Below are 15917 nucleotides of genomic sequence, written 5' to 3'. Positions count from 1 at the left end.
GCGGAAGACAATTGACTCCTCCGGGAGCTAGAGGAAAGGCTGAGACCCCGCAGGCAAAGCCGAGGAGGCTCAGCTTCCTCCCCGCGGAAAGCAATTGTCTGGAGCGCAATGGAACGGACCTGTTCTTAGGTTAAGTGAAAAAAACACAAAATATCAACAAATTGACTTAATAAAAAAATCTAGTTCCGTTAAGGAGTCTTACGTAATATGAGAATTGATAAACTATTAGCAAATATCGGCTTTGGAAGCCGAAAAGAAGTAAAACAATTACTTAAAACAGGAGCTGTAAAGGTTGAAGGAGAACCAATAAAGGACCCAAAAACACATGTGGATCCTGATAATCAACACATTACAGTAAATGAAGAAAAAGTTGAATACAAAGAATTCGTTTACTTACTAATGAATAAGCCGGCAGGATATTTATCCGCAACAGAAGATGAATATCAAGAAACAGTCATTGATTTATTGGAAATGGAAGATGCTGTTTATCTACCGTTTCCAGTCGGTCGCCTTGATAAAGATACGGAAGGGCTTATTGCTTTTGACGAACGATGGACAACTTTCACATCAACTGCTGTCACCAAAAAAACATGTTCCAAAAACATATTATGCAGTCATATTAGGTGAAGTAACTGAAGAGGACATCGAGGCATTTAAGAATGGTGTAACATTGGATGATGGTTATTTAACAAAGCCTGCTATACTTGAAATTCTAACAGCGGGGAATCAATCGACCATTCATATTACCATAACAGAAGGTAAATTCCATCAAGTGAAACGTATGTTTGAATCTGTTGGGAAAAAAGTAACATATTTAAAAAGAATATCGATGGGACCAATTGTTTTAGATGAGGATGAATTAAAAATAGGGGAATATCGCGATCTAACAGATGAAGAAATAGAGGCATTAAGAAATGCTAAACCGATAGAATTATAAAAACATTTAGGCAAAAAGGAGGAACCTTGATCATAAGGTTCCTTATTTTATGTATATAGGAATGTTTATTTTTGATCTTACGAAGACATCTTAACTTTCTTCTTTGTAGTGGCCCATTTACCTCTTGTTGGGCTGTGAACCAAATCGTTATATGCTAACACATTTAAATCACGTTGTATGGTTCTCGGTGTAATACCAAATTCGTCAACGAGTTGCTGTGTCGTCACAGTTCCCCGCTCATTAATAAACATGTAGACTGATTTGATTCTGGTTAGCATACGGTTTGTTGAAGGTTTCAAAAAACCACTCCTTATCGTTTGATCGCACTGGCTATGCCTACTACAACCTTTCGATGACTGCTCTTTCAGATGTCACTTCATACATATTTAGTTTTATGCGGTAAAACGTTACAACAATATTTTACACGATTTCGACAGTAATAATCCATAGAAAAGTTTCAATTTACACAATATTAACATTTTTATTTTAAGATAAACAAGCACGCGCGTACTTAACACAATAAATCTATATGCCTATCGTTCTGAATAGTATGACAATAAAGTGGATTTTTTTTAGTTTTTTGAATCTTTTTCCATCTACCGAGCGTATTAAATGAACAAGGAGGATCAAAAATGAGTATTTTAGCAGTGAAAATTGAAGAAGCAGGCTATGAAGAAAAACATCCTGTTATTCAGGGAATTGATTTTCATTTACATAAAGGAGAATGGATTGGTTTAATCGGTCCAAATGGTGCAGGTAAAAGTACAACAATAAAGACTTTATTGGGTGTAATGGAATATGTGAAAGGAGCGATATACAAGCAACCATTAAGCAAATATGCATATATACCTGAAAAACCTATATTCTATGATCATTTAACATTGTGGGAGCATTTGGACCTCCTAGCTGCAGTTAATGGAATCAGTGATAGGATTTTAATAGAAAGAGCTAATCTCTACTTAAAATCTTTTAAAATGGAAAAAGTGAAACATGAGATGCCATCCACCTTTTCCAAAGGAATGCAGCAAAAAGTAATGATCATACAAGCTCTTGTCTTACAACCTGATTATTATATTGTTGATGAGCCTTTTATAGGTCTAGATCCGAGTGCTACTAAAATGTTTTTAACTGTCATGGAAGAAGAAAAAAATCGCGGTGCCGCTATCTTAATGTCAACTCACGTTTTAGACACAGCTGAAAAAATATGTGATCGGTTTTTACTAGTATCAGGGGGTACAATGGTCGCTCAAGGAACACTTGAGGAAATTCAGGTAAGTACAGACCTACCCGGCGCTTCTTTACTTGACTGCTTCAATAAAGTTGAGGAAGGCAGGTAAAGAAAAATGAGAGGAAGCACAATTTGGTGGAGGCGCTTGAAACAAGATTGGCTTTATCAATTTAACATTATTCGTACTGTTTTTGATTGGACGATCATTGTTTATCTTCTTATCCCATTCTTGGCTTTTTTAGGTATAACCTATTACTCCTGGTGGAACTCGTTGCCGGATTGGCTTGAGGGAGTGCCATATGAAGTTCTTTTTCTTTTTTGTTTTTTGTTGTGCTGGCAAGGTACCATTCGAACGTTTATGGAAGAAGCCGATCAACTTACACTATTACAATTTTCAGAGATTATGACGGAAATAAGGTATATCGGGGTCATTTATTCTTGGATCTTACTACTTCTTAAGTGGTTACTGCTTTTTGTGTGGTTATATCCGTTATTAAATCATTACGATAATCTAACTTTTTATCAGTTACTTGTTACTTCGGTATTCTTTCTTAGTTTAAATTTATTTCTTACAACCTACAAACAAGCTGTCTACAAGTTTGGATTCTGGAAGAAGCTGATCATTGATTTAGTTGTTACCTTTTTCATTTTGATTTTGTGTTTTGCTATTATCTTTAAACCTATTAATCCGTTAATTATAGGTATTGCTCTCATTTTTTTCTGTTTATCATTATGGCAAGTGAAGGAATATCAATCTCAAATTAAAACATTCTATGATGATGTTGAAAAAGAACAAAAAAATAAAGTGAAATATATAAAGTTTATGTTTACTGTGAATCCAGAAGTCACAATGCCACATGTAAAAAAGCAAAAGAAAAGGTCTTGGATATTATGGAGGAAATCCGCAAGAATTTTTCAGAAAAGATCACCTGAAAATGGGGTAACAGAGCTGTTTATGAAATCATTTCTTCGTGATATAGGGAATCTACTACAATATTTTCAGGTTATATCTGTTACATCATTTATCATATTCACTACACCTATATGGATAAAATGGTTAGTAACAATCGTCTTTTACTTTTTCTTTAGAGAATGGATTGTACTGATGTTTAAAGAAATCGTTAAACAGAACCCATATCTGTCAGTTGACTATGGAGAAAAGGATTATATGTTTATACCAGAAAAAATGTGAAAACCGATTTGTTTACCCAGGTGTTTGCATCGTAATCTTAGTAGCTAGTTTGTCAACAGTGTTTACTATCTTGCTTTAAAAGAGCTCAATCAGTTAGAACTTTTTCTTAATTCGTGCTAGGCTATATATAGAAAAAGCTTACATTTTTTTAAGGGAGCAGCATACAAATAGCTATTACATATTATACATACGTAGGCAACGGACTAATCGGAGGTATTAAGGTGATTATTTTAAAAAGTAAACGAGAAATTGAACTCATGCATAAAGCAGGTCAACTGCTGGCAAATTGTCATAAAGAAATTGCGAAAAGAATCAAGCCAGGTATCACAACACTTGAAATTGATGCATTTGTAGAACAGTATCTAAAAAAACATGGTGCAACCCCTGAACAAAAAGGCTACAAAGGTTATGAATTTGCAACATGTGCATCAATAAATGATGAAATTTGCCATGGTTTCCCGAGAAACACCCCATTACAAAATGGTGATATCGTCACAATTGATATGGTTGTAAATTTGAATGGTGCACTTGCTGACTCAGCCTGGTCGTATGCTGTAGGAGATGTTTCACCACAAGCAGCTAATCTATTACATGTTACGGAGGAAGCCTTAAACAAGGCAATTGAACAGTCTGTTATTGGAAGCAGACTAGGAGATATTGGTCACGCTATTCAATCTTATGTTGAAGGTGAAGGGTATTCAGTTGTTAGAGATTTTACAGGTCATGGAATTGGAAAAACGATTCATGAACCACCAACAGTCCTTCATTATGGTGAGCCTAATAAAGGTCAACGCCTTAAAGAAGGTATGGTTATTACCATTGAACCGATGGTGAATATCGGGGCATGGGAGTCGAAAATGGACGATAACAAATGGACAGCAAGAACAATAGACGGAAGTTTATCGGCACAATATGAACACACAATTGCGATAACAAAAGACGGTCCAATTATTTTAACGAAACAATAACGATAAATTTCTAATAAAAAAAGCGAAATGAATCAATCGATTCATTTCGCTTTTTTTAGTGCCCTCCAATAAAGGCTAGTTGAATGAAAAAGAGAACGGCAAAAATATAAACAAAAATGTGGACTTCTTTCCATTTCCCTTTTGCAATTTTCATTAATGGATATGAAATGAAGCCAAGTGCAATTCCAGTAGCAATACTTGATGTTAGTGGCATGCTTAAAACAACTAAAAAGGCCGGGAACGCTTCGTCAAGCTCTTTCCAATTGATTTCTGCAATAAATTTCCATCATTAAGCTCCCGACAATAATTAATGCTGGTGCCGTAATTGCTGAGATCCCTGAAACTGCTCCAATTAAAGGACTGAAAAATAATGTAAGACCGAATAGGGCTGAAACGGTTAACGTTGTTAAGCCTGTTCTTCCCCCTGCTGCAACACCTGCAGAAGATTCAATGTAAGCACTAGTTGGACTTGTTCCAAACATTGCACCAATTGTTGTTGCAGCTGAATCTGCTAGTAGCGCTTTGCGAGCTCTTGGTAATTCATTGCCCTTCATAAAGCCTGCCTGTTGGGCCACACCAATCATTGTTCCTGTTGTATCAAAAATGGTTACAAGTAAGAAAGAAAATACAACGGCATATAAGCCATGTGATATGACATCTGTTAAAGCTGAAAATGGATTTGTAATAATCAATCCTTCAGGCAAGCTTGGGAATGACATAATTCCTTGATCAAATGATAATTGACCTGTGAAAAAGGCGATAATCCCGGTAATAACCATACCAACGAATAACGCACCATGAACATTTAGGCTCATTAATATTAATGTTATAGCCAAGCCAATCAATGCTAACACAACAGATGGAGAGTGAAGATCACCTAATGCCACTAAATTGTTTGGATCTGCTGTGACAATTCCAGTTAAACGAAGACCGATAAAAGCAATGAAAAGACCAATACCAGCTGTGATTCCATGCTTTAAATTGCTCGGTATTGCTTCAATTAATTTCTTTCGAAACGGAGTTAGCGAAAGGATGACAAAAAGTATTCCGGCAATAAAAACAGCAGAGAAGGCTGTTGTATATGAAATATTTTCATTTGCTCCAACAACGGAATAGGCAAAGTATGCATTTAATCCCATCCCCGGTGCAATCGCAATTGGATAATTTGCTGATAAGGCCATCCAAAGTGTACCTATTATTGTCGCAATGATTGTTGCTGTAAAGACTTGGTCGAATGGAACTCCTGCATCTGCCAAAATAATTGGATTCACGACAACGATATATACCATAGTTAAAAACGTTGTGATTCCAGCTAAAATTTCGGTTCGGGCATTTGTTCTGTTTTCTGATAACTTAAACATATGTACCTCCGATTTTTTACGAACGTTTTTTCAAAACATTTATAATAATATTCGTTTTTAATTTATATTGCAATAGTTTTCTTCACATTGTTCCTAACAATCCATTTATATTTTGTGACAAAAAGATAAAAACTAACAAATAGATTTTTTTTAATACTCAACATACTTTTTCATGAAGGCACGTGTTAGTATGATAATAGAATAATGAATAATATAGCAGGAGGATTATACATGAATTGGAACGAAGAAGTTGAGAAAAGAAGAGAGAGTCTTATAAAAGATACACAGGAATTTTTACAGATTAAAAGTGTATTGGATGAAGACTCTATAACAAGTGATGCTCCGTTTGGAGAAGGAATTCACAAGGCATTTTCTCATCTCTTACATTTAGGAGAAGAAGCTGGCTTTACTACTAAAAATGTTGATGGCTATGCAGGTCATATTGAATTAAAAGGAAATGGTGAAGAGGTTGTAGGAATATTATGTCATGTTGATGTTGTTCCAGAAGGTGATGGCTGGACAAGTGAACCTTATGGTGCAGAGATTCGTGATGGGAAAATTTTTGCAAGAGGTGCGATGGATGATAAGGGTCCAACAATTGCAGCATTTTATGCGATGAAAATTGTGAAAGATTTGCAATTACCGTTAAGTAAAAATGTTCGCATGATTATCGGAACAGATGAGGAAAGTGAATGGCGCTGTGTTGATCATTACTTTAAGCATGAGAAGATGCCAGAGTTAGGCTTTGCCCCTGATGCGGATTTTCCGATTATTTTTGCTGAAAAAGGAATTATTGATTTAACGATCGAACAAAATGGATCTTTCACTGATTTACCATCAGATATTGTTCTTCATTCCTTTGAGTCTGGGAGAAGATATAATATGGTTCCAGACTTTGCTAAAGCTGTTTTATCATCTCATCATAACAATGAAATCATGAAACAATTTGAATCATTTATTCATGACAAAAATATAAGTGGACAGGCTACGATTGAAGAGCAAACGATAAGTTTAACTGTTGAAGGTGTCTCAGCACATGCAATGGAGCCTAACAATGGTACGAATGCGGGCATTTTGTTAGCTGAATTTTTACATAATCTGAATCTTGATCAAAAAGGCGAAAATTATATACAAGCGATTGTTCATTATTTCTTAGATGACACGCGCGGTCATAAGCTCAACATAGCATTTTCTGATGAAGTTAGCGGGGAACTAACAGTTAATCTTGGTGTGATGAAATACACTAAAGACCAGCTAGGCAAATTTGGAGTAAATATACGTTATCCTGTTTCAGGAAATGCTGAAATAATAAAAACTGAAATAAACCATGTAGAAGGCTTTACATTAGTATCATTTGATGACTCGAAACCACACTATGTGGAGGAAAATCATCCCCTTATTCAAACGTTGAAAAAAGTGTATGAAGAACAAACCGGAGAAAATGCGGAGCTTATAGCGATTGGTGGAGGAACTTATGCGAGATCATTAGAAGCTGGTGTTGCTTTTGGACCTTTATTTCCAGGTAGACCAGATGTTGCTCACCAAAAGGATGAATATATTGACATTGAAGATTTGCTGAAAGCAACAGCCATTTATGCACAAGCAATATATGAATTAGCAAAATAAAGCTTGTTTGTGAGAATAAAGAAAAAAGCTGTCGAGGCATCTCGACAGCACGGGGAAGGGAAATTTCTTTTCCCTTTTTAAAATGAGAAAACATCACTTGATAAGTATCTTTCACCTGTATCACAAGTGATACAAACAACAACATCATCAGGTGTTAGACGTTTTGCAACTTCAATTGCGGCATAGCATGCAGCTCCTGAAGAAGGCCCAACTAACAGTCCTTCCTCACGTGCTAATCTTCTTGTAATGTCATACGCTTGTTCGTCTTCAATTTTGAAAATTTCATCATATACATCTTGATTTAAAATAGGTGGTATAAATCCAGGCTTGTCCCAACTAGCTTATGGTTTCCAGGTTTACCACCTGAAAGGACAGGAGAACCGGCAGGCTCAACAACATGGACTGTTACATTTTTATAATGCTCTTTTAAGGCTTCACCTGTACCTGTAATGGTACCGCCAGTTCCAGCTGTCGCAATAAATGCTGAGAGTGGTTTGCCGATTTCATCAAGTGCCTCGATAATCTCCCTTGCAGTTGTATGTCTATGAGCATCAGGGTTTGCATGGTTATCGAATTGCATCGGAATAAATGAATCAGGAATTTGTTTAGCTAGCTCCTCAGCTTTCTTTATTGATCCTGGCATTCTTTCGTGTCCCGGAGTTAGAACTACTTCTGCTCCGTAAGCTTTAAGCAAGTTAATACGTTCTTTTGTCATCGTGTCAGGCATAACAAGGATCGCTTTATAGCCTCTTGCAGCCGCGTTCATTGCAATTCCAATTCCGGTATTCCCACTAGTTGGCTCAATAATCGTTGAATTTGGCTTTAATAAGCCTTGCTTTTCTGCCTCAACGATCATGTTGAAAGCTGCTCGGTCTTTTACACTTCCACTTGGGTTAAAGAATTCAAGCTTTAAATATATCGATGCACCATTTTCTGGGTTTAAACGATTTAACTTAACTAGAGGTGTATTTCCGATAAGCTCTGATACGTTATTTGCAATTTTCATGTTGCCACGTCCTTTTTCTTTTATATAAGGTTGTTATATGAAAACCTTGTTACGTAGTATTCTTACTAAATCACTTATTTTATAATATAGACAGTTAACAGTATAGCAACTGCTGAACGCATTGTATATGAATCGCCCTTTTAAAGCTTGGATATGTGGGATAAAATAAAATTATCTTGAATAACATTGGGGGCTGCTATGAAAAAACATTATTTTATTGCTGTACCTATTGAAGAACATCATCAACAGCTTATTCAAAATTGGATTACAACCTATAAAAATAAATTGCCCTTTCAATCATGGGTCCATCCAAATGATTATCATATTACATTAGCTTTTTTAGGTGATGTAGGGGAAGATGAGAAATTAGAGTTATTAGTCGACAAAATCAAACAGACTGTTCAATTTGTTCCACAATATGAATTGTTTTTAAAAGGAATCGACGTTTTTGGTAAGCCTGATTTTCCAAGAATTTTTTGGGCAGGTTTAAAAGAATCAACGAATCTACAGCAGTTCCAAAAACAAGTGTTTGACAGATGTCAAGAAGTGGGGTTTCAGCTTGATAAAAAGCCTTTTCGTCCACACATTACGTTAGCTAGAAAATGGAAGTCAGAAGAGCCTTTTAGAAAATGGTCACAACTGGATCATGCTTTTGAAGGAAGTTCATCTCATTTTAAAGTGGAGAAAATTCATCTGTATCAAACAAATTTGAATAAAATTCCAAAGTATGAGGTGGTTGAAACATTTCTTTTGCAAACTTTGGAGAGTGTAAGAGAATGAAATACGTTAAGCTGATTCTTCAAATTACTTGTCTATATGGAATTTATAGTATAGGTGAAGGAATACGGGCACTTATTAAACTTCCCATTCCAGGAAGCTTGATTGGAATGGTTTTATTATTTCTTGCTTTCCATTTTAAATTGATTAAAAGGAATTGGTTTTCTTCCGGGGGATCATTTCTTTTGAAAAATTTGCCGATATTATTTATTCCTGCAACTGTGGGAATTATTGATTATCTTAATATATTTAAAGGATTTGGCATTATTACCTTATTCATTGCATTTAGCAGTACGATGATCGTTATGGTGGCTTCAGCTTATATAAGTGATGTTCTTTTGGCAAAAGGGAAGAAAGTTCATAAAGAAAAGGAGCTATCTTTATGACATTTTTAATAGGGTTATTTTTTATTTTGATAACTTTACTTATTTTTAGTCTTATGAGGAGACTCTACACGAAATTTTCGCACCCGATTTTAGTACCAATCTTTACGTCCAGCCTGATTATTGTCATTATTCTTCTTATAGCTAAAATATCTTATAGCTCATATATGATTGGTGGTCAATGGATTGAGCATCTATTGGGTCCTGCGGTTGTTGCTTTTGCAATTCCACTTTTTGATCATCGGGAGATTTTAAAGCGTAACATATTAAGTATTTTTACTAGTGTTTTCATTGGTGCGCTAATTGGTGTGTGTAGTGGTATTATCATGAGTCTGCTAACTAATGTAGACGAAAAACTATTGCGTTCGTTAGCACCTAAATCTGTTACGACCCCAATAGCTATGGACATAAGTGAGATGGTGGGAGGAACGCCGACTCTTGCAGCTGTTTATGTAATGATTGCTGGAATTTCCGGAGCAATGTTTGGACCTTACTTGATGAATTTGTTTAAAATAAAACAACCAATCTCAAGGGGAATAGGCTTTGGGACTGCTTCACATGGGATTGGAACGGCAAGAGCATTAGAGATGGGAACTGTTGAAGGAGCCATAAGCTCAATTTCAATGACGCTAAGTGCAATATTTACTAGCATTCTTTGTCCAATACTTTTATCCTTATTTTTATAAAGAGAAATAACGAAAGAGGCTACAACACCAGGGGACCATCAGTTTACGACTAGTGGCATACTGCCTTTGTAGTAACTAAGTTTTTAAAACAGCAAAATAGGAGTTGTTCAGCGTTTGGCGCAAATCATTAAGCTTTTTGATTATATATCCCGCTATGAATTAGATGCTTATCGTTACCCAAGTCAATTCATACGGTTAAAGAAACAGCAATGGGAAAAGGTATTTCAGGCCTGGGAGAATAACATGTTCCATACAGTTATGAAGGTAAGTGAAACGCCTGATAACCAACGTGAAGAAGAAGATGAGAAATCTACTTTTATAAAGAAATTTAAAAAAAGGTTTTCAAAGGTAGAACAAGAGCAACAAATGATTAAACCTTTAGTAAATGATTCGGCTTTAGATGATGATGAATTACAGTTTCAATTTACGACCATTCCAAAGACACATGAGGACTTAAAGCATTTATTTTTAGATTATATTTTTCGTTTTCAAATTCGATGGGCAAGTTCAACAATTCGTGAGAAATCCTCTGTTGATCATGCTATTTATCGAGATCAGTTATTGCCTTATTTTGTGAAACGTCTTCCCGATCATTATTTACTACTTTATCGTCCTGTTTTTAAATTGAAAAATGCACCAGTAGAATTGGATATTATCTTAATTGGAACAACGGAAATTTATTGTTTAACAATTGTAGAACAATTACCTGAAACTGTTTTTATCGGGTCAAAGGAGAAATTTTGGACAGCACGAAGAGGGGAAGCTGAACGCAAGTTATTAAATCCTGTGCTTAGTTTAAATCGAACGGGTACGGTTGTAAAAAAATTAATTCGTTCACAAGATATTGATATTTCAGTTAAAAAATTAATTATAAGTCGCAACGGTTATGTTGACTATCCCTTTGCTCCACATGATATTACGATTTTAGATAAGAGAAATTATGAAGAATGGTTTCAAAGGCTAAGAACCTCATCAGCGCCTTTAAAGCACACTCAGTTAAAAGCAGCACAAGTTCTCTTATCCCACTGTTTAACCAACTCATTTAACCGAAGCGAATGGAATGAAACAACATAAAAGTAACTAATACCCAATTTTAAATGTATATAAAATGAAGGACAAGAGGATATTTTGTCCTTTATTTTATTTCCAAAAAAGCGCATGATTTAAAATGAAAACCTAATAAATGGGACATGAACACAAAACTAACAAATACATAAACTATGAACAAGATGGAGCTTCAATATGAGTGTATTATTTTTGATTATTCACCGGGAATCTGGTTATGGTAGAGGAAGTAAAATATGGAAAAAAGTTAAGAAAGAACTTGAAAAAAGAAAAGTATCTTTTCGTTCTTTCTATACAGAATATCCTGGACATGCGGAGGCTCTTGCCAGACAAATTGCCACAATCCAAGACTACCGTCTAAAAACTGTTATTGGGATAGGTGGAGAAGGCACAATTAACGAAATTGTAAACGGTTTAAGTTCATTTGATAAAATACAGATGGGCTTTATTTATACAGGAAGTAGAAATAAATCATTGACCAATTTCTCTTTATCCTCTGATCCCAAAAAAGCTATAAAACATTTATTTCAACGCTGGAACGCACCTTTAAAAGGATATTATTTAGGGGAATATCGTGTTGAAGGAAAGAGTGGGAAGAATTATTTCTTCAATCGTGTAGGTATAGGTCTAGACGCCAGCATACTGAGTCAAGAAAAAATGGTGGTAAAGACAAAGTCAGATTTGCCCATTTTAGGGCATGTCAGGTTTATTGTCGGGATTATTAAAGGTATTATGGAATTATGAATTCTTTTCAATATCTCTTGAAATAGATCAAGAGCAACCCTTGGAGTTTGATTCAGTATGGTTCATCATCGTTTCTAATCGTTCTACTACTAGAGATGGAAATTTACATGTTTTAATCATAAAAGAAGCTAAAAGGCTTAAATTACTACCTTTATTATTATTGACTAAGGTAAGAAACAAAACAAAAAATGAGTTTATTGAGGAACTCTCTTGCAAGGAGATCACAGTTAAGACTGATTCTATTCGACTTGTTCATGCTGATGGAGATGTAATAGGAGAAAGTTCGGTGATCATCAAGATTAGCGAATCACATAAGGCATGTATCTTATAGATGTTATAGTGTTAACTTTGAGAATTCTACCATTAGTTAAAAATTGTTCTAAATTAACAACAAAAACTCTCATATGGGGGTGCTCATCATGCTGAGTATTAATAGGAGATTCCAAGCCTTTTTAGATAAAATGAATGAAATTGCAGTTATTATGCCTAAGGAATTTGATAGCGAAAATAAAACTTTTTTTATAAAGATTGATCAAAATCACGAGGCTCTATCAATAGTAGAAAAAATTGATATTGGAAAACAAATAAAATATGTCTGTAGTTTATCGAACCCACTATCATTTGGGAAAACCTATATCATTAGTGATGAAGATGGTTTAGAAACAGATTTACAAATAGGAGCTGTCATTCGGTCGGATGAATTCGATAAGAAATTTTATTATGATGGCAATGACTTAGGGGCAAATTATACTAAGGAAAAAACAGAGTGGAAAGTCTGGGAATTCTACAGCAACCATTGTAAAACTTCGAATTTATCGAAGCGATGGAACACAAGTTGATAATTTCCATATGATTCGATGTGAAAAAGGTACATGGTCGATTACACTTGATGGTGATTTTGAAGGATATTATTATACGTTTCTAGCTTGTATAAATCTTGTGTGGAATGAGGCAGTTGATCCATACGCAAGAGCGGTCTCAATTAATGGAGAATACGGTATTATTATTGATCAAAGCTTAACAAATGTACCAATTATTATTCCGCCTGCTCTTAACCAGAAAACGGATACCATCATCTATGAGGTTCATGTTCGAGATTTTTCTATTCATGAAAATAGCGGGATGAAAAATAAAGGGCAATATGACGCGTGGACGGAGTTAAATACAAAAAATAGTCAAGGCGATTCTACAGGTATATCCTATTTGAAAGAATTAGGTGTTACACACATTGAATTGTTGCCTGTAAATGATTTTGAGGAAGTTGATGAACAAAAACCATTCGAAGCATATAACTGGGGCTATAACCCTCTTCATTACTTCGCTCCAGAAGGGAGTTATTCTGCAGCACCTGAAAACCCATATAAGCGAATAATAGAACTCAAAACACTTATCCAATCTCTCCACAAACAAAATTTAAGAGTTATTATTGATGTAGTTTTTAATCATGTTTATTCCAAAGAAAATTCTTCATTTGAAAAGTTATTACCGGGTTACTATTTCAGGCATGATGAAAATGGAATGCCTTCTAATGGAACAGGTGTAGGAAATGATCTTGCCTCGGAACGTTTGATGGTCAAAAAGTTTATTGCAGATTGTGTAAAGTATTGGATGAATGAGTTTGATATTGATGGTTTCCGTTTTGATTTAATGGGCATTCTTGATGTTAAGACAATGAATGAGGTTCAGAAGGAAGTTCTACAGATAAAAGAAGATGCTATTTTATTAGGAGAAGGATGGGATTTGCTTACTCCATTACCTTATGTAGAAAAAGCAATCATTCCAAATGCCCATAAGCTGCCAACGATAAGCTTTTTTAATGACCAGTTTAGGGATGTGATTAAAGGGAGTACATTCAGTGTTCATGATCGCGGGTTTGTATATGAAAACCTTGATACTCTCGAGCAGATGAAAGCACTTATAACTGGGTCACCTACTATGTTTCATGAACCTCATCAATCAATTAATTATGTTGAGTCACATGATAATCATACGATGTGGGATCGCTTTTTAACTTTTGCAGATGCTGAAAGTGAAGAAATAAGAAAGGCAAGACATCGGTTAGCAACAAGCATTGTGCTATTATCTCAAGGCATCCCCTTTCTGCATGGTGGTCAAGAATTTTTCCGAACAAAAAATGGTGTAGAAAATAGTTATAACTCTCCTGACGAAATCAACCATCTAAATTGGGATGAAAGATCAAAACAAAAAGAAAATGTTGAGTATATTAAAGGGTTGATCAAGCTAAGAAAACTCCATGGAGGGTTTCGATTATCATCTCAAGAATTGATAAACAAACATGTCTATTTTAATGATTATCCTCATCTTCTTTCTTATGAAATAGAGAATGTAGGAGCCTATGGTCCATGGGAAAGACTAGTTGTGATTCATCATCCTCATTGTAATAAATCGTATCAATTTAAACTACCTGGAAATAAGGGATGGAAACAGATTGTTAGTCCTTCTAGTATTCTGCTCGATCAACCTATAGATGTAGATAATAAAATAGAGATAAGAGAAATTGGAACATATGTTTTTTGTAAAAACTAGGATTTTTAGTTTTGCTTGACTAGTCTTAGTCTAAGAGGCTAAAATTTAATAGGATGGCTATAGTGCAAAGAGTCTATAATCACTAATAGCTATCCTTTTTATATTAGCGATTATTTTTTACTATTGTAAGAATCTAAAGATAACTTTTTCATAAATTTTTATACGAAATGTTGGGTTGAAATTGAAGGTGAACTGGTTGGAACAAGTATTAGGTAGCGAGTGGAAAATTACACCTGCTGGAGGAGCAACAGGAGATGCATATTTTGCAACAAAAGAAGGGCAGGAGCTTTTTTTAAAGCGAAACAGTTCTCCATTTTTAGCCGTACTCTCTGCAGAAGGCATCGTTCCAAAATTAGTGTGGACAAAGCGGATGGAAAACGGTGATGTGATTACAGCACAACACCGCCTAATTGGCCGCGAGCTAAAGCCAAAGGAAATGAATGGGCAAAATGTTGCTGAATTGTTGCATAAAATTCATCGTTCAAAAGAGCTTTTAGATATGCTGCGAAGATTAGGAAAGCAACCGCTCACTCCAAACTCCATAATTGAAGATATTTGGCAAGCAGTTGCTTTTGAAGGATTCGATATTCCTGAAATTACTGAAGCTATAGAGCTCTTAGTTAAACAATTGCCAAATGTTCAATGTAATGACCAAGTTGTGTGCCATTGTGATGTGAACCATAATAACTGGCTTCTATCTGAGGATAATCAATTATATTTAGTTGATTGGGATGGAGCTATGATTGCTGATCCTGCTATTGATATAGGCATTTTACTTTACTGGTATATCGATGAAGCTGATTGGACAGAATGGCTTTTATCATACGGTTTGGAGCTGGACGAGCACCTAACAACCAGAATTTATTGGTATGTGCTATTGCAAGCTTTAACCTCTTTTTTATGGTACCATGCAAAAGAAAACGAAAAAGAAAAGCAAAACTGGGTTGAGCATATCAGAATCATACTTGATAAAATAAAAAACCGTTAAGAATAGGTATCAATATCATTAATCCATTGTGATAATTGATTTTGATGTGATTCAATATGTTGATCTAATGATGCTGAATATTTGCCCGTTTGGCTATAGTTATATATATCTTCAAGCAGTTCCATTGATTGTTGATTCGTATTTGAATGAACCATAAGAGATTTAATGACTCTTTCTAGCTGTTCACACTCTGCTACAGTTCCACAGCATTCACTTTGATGATCTGATAAAATATCTTTTAATAAGTTTACCTGATCCTGGTATTGAATTGGCAAAATTAACACTCCTTTTAAATAAGCCATATACCTTTAATTTGTGTTTATTAAGTAAAATTATACAAGTAAGTCTTATTATAAGAAAATCAATTTTTTCACTTAGGTACTGACTTGATAAAGGTCAGTCTTTTTAT

At 35.0% G+C, this 15917-nt stretch carries 13 protein-coding genes and 4 pseudogenes; 13 read left to right on the top strand and 4 right to left on the bottom strand.

The genetic code is table 11. The features are described 5' to 3' along the window. The first annotated feature begins 207 nt into the window (after positions 1–207). Positions 208–937, top strand: a pseudogene (locus tag MVE64_RS07475) (pseudouridine synthase). 77 nt (positions 938–1014) lie between these two features. Here the strand turns inward: MVE64_RS07475 and MVE64_RS07470 are convergent. Then, entirely contained in the window at positions 1015–1236 is a 222-nt protein-coding gene (locus tag MVE64_RS07470) for a DeoR family transcriptional regulator (protein ID WP_046590011.1), read from the bottom strand. 333 nt (positions 1237–1569) lie between these two features. Here MVE64_RS07470 and MVE64_RS07465 point away from each other — a divergent pair, with 333 nt between their 5' ends. The 3 genes from MVE64_RS07465 to map all read left to right on the top strand — a co-directional run bounded on the left by MVE64_RS07465 (position 1570) and on the right by map (position 4325). Next, positions 1570–2274, top strand: coding sequence for an ABC transporter ATP-binding protein (locus tag MVE64_RS07465; protein ID WP_247345187.1), 705 nt, complete (start codon positions 1570–1572; stop codon positions 2272–2274). 6 nt (positions 2275–2280) lie between these two features. Then, entirely contained in the window at positions 2281–3357 is a 1077-nt protein-coding gene (locus MVE64_RS07460; protein ID WP_281730464.1) for an ABC transporter permease, read from the top strand. A gap of 221 nt (positions 3358–3578) precedes the next feature. After that, positions 3579–4325 carry a type I methionyl aminopeptidase gene (gene map / locus MVE64_RS07455; protein ID WP_247345181.1) on the top strand — a complete coding sequence of 249 codons (747 nt, stop codon included), beginning with the start codon at positions 3579–3581 and terminating at the stop codon, positions 4323–4325. A gap of 55 nt (positions 4326–4380) precedes the next feature. On the opposite strand, the pseudogene MVE64_RS07450 reads toward map, so the two are convergent. Further along, positions 4381–5686 (bottom strand): annotated as a pseudogene (locus MVE64_RS07450) (NCS2 family permease). A gap of 231 nt (positions 5687–5917) precedes the next feature. On the opposite strand from MVE64_RS07450, the gene pepV reads away from it, so the two are divergent. Next, on the top strand, positions 5918–7312 hold the full coding sequence (gene pepV, locus MVE64_RS07445; protein ID WP_247345179.1) for a dipeptidase PepV: 1395 nt from the start codon (positions 5918–5920) through the stop codon (positions 7310–7312). 77 nt (positions 7313–7389) lie between these two features. Here the strand turns inward: pepV and cysK are convergent. After that, positions 7390–8318: pseudogene (gene cysK / locus MVE64_RS07440) on the bottom strand (cysteine synthase A). Positions 8319–8516: 198 nt separating this feature from the next. Here cysK and thpR point away from each other — a divergent pair. The 8 genes and pseudogenes from thpR (at position 8517) to MVE64_RS07395 (ending at position 15508) form a co-directional block, all read left to right on the top strand. Continuing rightward, entirely contained in the window at positions 8517–9098 is a 582-nt protein-coding gene (gene thpR / locus MVE64_RS07435) for an RNA 2',3'-cyclic phosphodiesterase (protein ID WP_247345176.1), read from the top strand. Further along, the gene (locus MVE64_RS07430; RefSeq protein ID WP_098794958.1) at positions 9095–9481 is read left to right on the top strand and encodes a CidA/LrgA family protein; all 387 of its coding nucleotides are present in this window, start codon (positions 9095–9097) and stop codon (positions 9479–9481) included. The genes thpR and MVE64_RS07430 overlap by 4 nt, the downstream gene beginning before the upstream one ends. After that, complete coding sequence (locus MVE64_RS07425; RefSeq protein WP_247345173.1) at positions 9478–10164, top strand: LrgB family protein; 687 nt, start codon at positions 9478–9480, stop codon at positions 10162–10164. Before MVE64_RS07430 ends, MVE64_RS07425 begins: the two co-directional genes overlap by 4 nt. 114 nt (positions 10165–10278) lie before the next feature. Then, positions 10279–11238, top strand: coding sequence for a nuclease-related domain-containing protein (locus tag MVE64_RS07420; RefSeq protein WP_247345170.1), 960 nt, complete (start codon positions 10279–10281; stop codon positions 11236–11238). Between the two features lie 168 nt (positions 11239–11406). Further along, complete coding sequence (locus MVE64_RS07415) at positions 11407–11973, top strand: acylglycerol kinase family protein (protein ID WP_247345168.1); 567 nt, start codon at positions 11407–11409, stop codon at positions 11971–11973. Further along, positions 11939–12304 carry a diacylglycerol kinase family protein gene (locus MVE64_RS07410; protein ID WP_247345165.1) on the top strand — a complete coding sequence of 122 codons (366 nt, stop codon included), beginning with the start codon at positions 11939–11941 and terminating at the stop codon, positions 12302–12304. The genes MVE64_RS07415 and MVE64_RS07410 overlap by 35 nt, the downstream gene beginning before the upstream one ends. A gap of 88 nt (positions 12305–12392) precedes the next feature. After that, a pseudogene (gene pulA / locus MVE64_RS07400) lies at positions 12393–14520 on the top strand (type I pullulanase). 187 nt (positions 14521–14707) lie between these two features. Beyond that, positions 14708–15508, top strand: a complete 801-nt coding sequence (locus MVE64_RS07395) for a phosphotransferase family protein (protein ID WP_247345159.1) — start codon at positions 14708–14710, stop codon at positions 15506–15508. Here MVE64_RS07395 and MVE64_RS07390 read toward each other — a convergent pair. Beyond that, entirely contained in the window at positions 15505–15783 is a 279-nt protein-coding gene (locus tag MVE64_RS07390; protein WP_247345157.1) for a YtzH-like family protein, read from the bottom strand. The genes MVE64_RS07395 and MVE64_RS07390 overlap by 4 nt on opposite strands. Positions 15784–15917: the final 134 nt, after the last annotated feature.

The organism is Metabacillus endolithicus (assembly GCF_023078335.1).
Lineage (GTDB): Bacteria > Bacillota > Bacilli > Bacillales > Bacillaceae > Metabacillus > Metabacillus endolithicus.
Note: the sequence above shows the minus strand (reverse complement) of the source record. Positions and strands in the feature narration are given on the sequence as shown.

Bases quoted from the DNA above. Each gene is read 5' to 3' on its own strand.
- MVE64_RS07425 (WP_247345173.1), top strand. From the start codon at position 9,478: ATGACATTTTTAATAGGGTTATTTTTTATTTTGATAACTTTACTTATT.
- MVE64_RS07460 (WP_281730464.1), top strand. From the start codon at position 2,281: ATGAGAGGAAGCACAATTTGGTGGAGGCGCTTGAAACAAGATTGGCTT.
- pepV (WP_247345179.1), top strand. From the start codon at position 5,918: ATGAATTGGAACGAAGAAGTTGAGAAAAGAAGAGAGAGTCTTATAAAA.
- thpR (WP_247345176.1), top strand. From the start codon at position 8,517: ATGAAAAAACATTATTTTATTGCTGTACCTATTGAAGAACATCATCAA.
- MVE64_RS07415 (WP_247345168.1), top strand. From the start codon at position 11,407: ATGAGTGTATTATTTTTGATTATTCACCGGGAATCTGGTTATGGTAGA.
- MVE64_RS07430 (WP_098794958.1), top strand. From the start codon at position 9,095: ATGAAATACGTTAAGCTGATTCTTCAAATTACTTGTCTATATGGAATT.
- MVE64_RS07465 (WP_247345187.1), top strand. From the start codon at position 1,570: ATGAGTATTTTAGCAGTGAAAATTGAAGAAGCAGGCTATGAAGAAAAA.